2 protein-coding genes are annotated in these 2,271 nt (G+C 38.0%); one reads left to right on the forward strand and one right to left on the reverse strand.

Annotation, left to right across the window (positions count from 1 at the left end; all coding sequences use genetic code 11):
• The first annotated feature begins 330 nt into the window (after nucleotides 1-330).
• Nucleotides 331-651: a group II intron maturase-specific domain-containing protein gene (locus H344_RS22210; protein WP_026811309.1), complete on the forward strand. Its 321-nt coding sequence runs from the start codon at nucleotides 331-333 to the stop codon at nucleotides 649-651.
• A gap of 128 nt (nucleotides 652-779) precedes the next feature.
• Here the strand turns inward: H344_RS22210 and H344_RS0116665 are convergent, their stop codons facing one another.
• Nucleotides 780-1,610: an alpha/beta hydrolase gene (locus tag H344_RS0116665; RefSeq protein ID WP_026811310.1), complete on the reverse strand. Its 831-nt coding sequence runs from the start codon at nucleotides 1,608-1,610 to the stop codon at nucleotides 780-782.
• Between the last annotated feature and the right edge of the window lie 661 nt (nucleotides 1,611-2,271).

The raw sequence follows: 2,271 nt of genomic DNA on the forward strand, positions 1-2,271 counted from the left end.
AATTGCAGACTGAATAATAGGAGCCGGATGAGGCGAGAGTCTCACGTCCGGATCTGGGAGAGGCCTCGGGGGAAGTTCCCGAGGCCTACTCGACTGATTGTGCATTGCAGAAGCCATGGGGAAGCTGTCCATGCACTTACAGCTCTAAAGAAACGTCTAGAAGAATGCGGTTTAAGAGCGCATCCAGAAAAGACTAAAATAGTGTATTGTAAGAAAGATGGCAGTAACCTTAAAGGGTATCCCGTGCAATTTGATTTTTTAGGATTCAGTTTTCAGCCGATACGGTTCAGATTGAAAAAGGGGAGATGCTTCCTTCAGTTTGATTGTTAAATGAGTCGAAAATCCAAGGCTCGAATCACGGGAGAACTCCGTAAACTTGCTTTCCATAACAAAACTCAACGTGGGATACAGGATTTAGCAAATCTGCTGAACCCCAAGATTCTCGGTTGGGTCCAGTATTACGGAAAGATAAGCCATAGGAGCTTGCATCCAGTATTCTATTACCTGCACAATCGTATGATCAGATGGATAGTGAACAAGTATAAAAGCTTTAAGGGAAGCAAGATCAAAGCCGTAAAATGGTTTCGATTTATTACAAAGTCATATCCAAACTTGTTCTATCATTGGGAATTGGAATACAAACAGGTCTAACTATTTAGGCCTTACCGGCTGTATGACAAGAGCCGTATGAATCGAGAGGAGAATCCCGATCCCTTTGGAGTGCTGGGAGAGGTTTAGGGGTGAGACACCCGTTTACCTACTCGACTGTAGCCAGTTTTTTATTCTTTTTTTTGTTCAAATATTTTCTCAAACGCATCATAAACAGCAATATGTAAAGCATCACCGTGTGTTTTATCCTCTAAAAACTTGTAAAACAAATCAGTATTCAGTTTTTTGTCTTTCTTGAGCTTATCATACAGCTCCTTTGCAGTCCGTTCCATTATTTCTCCCTCTTTGCCACCAGCTATATAAATCGATTTTTTAGAATTATACCTTTTAGGATTTTCGTCTAACAATTTTTCATCATCCCACCATAAGCTTGGACTCACAATTATAAAATTATCAAAGAGTTCAGGTTTTTTAAATAGAACCTCTGTTGCTAATAGTCCACCAAGCGATTGTCCTATAATTGTTTTCATTTCCGTTGTTCTGTATTCGGAATCAATAAAGGGTTGAAGTTCTTTTTCTAAAAAGGAAATAAATTTTTCAGATTTTCCGGACGTAGGAAACTCTTTTTGGTCAAGTTCACTTTGAGAAGGATAAGTAAAATCTCTTTTTCTATCTACATTTCCTATTCCGACTACAATTGATTCGGGAATCATATTTATCCAAGAGAAAGAACCAAATTGAACTAATCCAGAAATATGGACAAAATCCTCATCTTTTGAACCATCAAGTAAATATATTACGGGATAAGCTTTTAAGCTGCCCTTTGAATAATTTATAGGTAGATAAATATTCAAATCTCTCATTTCGTTTAATAATTGAGATTTAATTTTTATCGTCTTACCAATTGAAAATTCAGTTTCGCTAATTTTTTCGCTTAATTCTTGACCATAGGTAATTTGAACTGCCAGAAGTAGAAATAGACTTAATATTGTTTGTTTCATATATTTTTTCAAATTGGCTACGTCCCAGCTAAAGGCAGCGCGGTGGTAAGCATTCACTTACCTTTCCCGCCGTTCCCTAGCAAAAGCTTTGAGGGTTTGGTTGTTTTTATTCTCTTGGCATAACTGAAAAGGTTTTGCTCTTTATAAATATAGACAAAACTTTGATTTAAAAACCCGAGCCCGCATTGCGTATAGGTGTTGTGTGCCCTGCATGGACATCTTTTATCTACTGTAAAGTAGATAATAAATCTAGAGGGTGCAAGCCTGCCCGATCTGTCTAGGCGGGCCTGCATACCGAATAGGTAGGTCCCTTACGGGCAGGGGTAAACCTTCGGCTGCGCTTTGAACAGGGTATTTGAACCATTAATAAACTGAAAGCTTGCTAGTTGAGAAACTAGGACTTAAGGAGGCCAGATCAAAGCCGTAAAATGGCTGCGATTTATTACAAAGTCATATCCAAACCTATTCTATCATTGAGAATTGGGATACAAACTGGTCTAACTATTTAGGCCTTCTGACTGTATGACAAGAGCCGTATGAATCGAGAGGTTCACGTACGGTTCCCAGCCCGTTCCATTCCTTTAGATTTATAAAGTTATATTTAGTAAATAAAAGGAATACAAAAAAGAATAATAGTTATGATGATGAGATTTCTTTTTTT

The sequence above is a fragment of the Arenibacter latericius DSM 15913 genome (assembly GCF_000424985.1).
GTDB classification, from domain to species: Bacteria; Bacteroidota; Bacteroidia; order Flavobacteriales; family Flavobacteriaceae; genus Arenibacter; species Arenibacter latericius.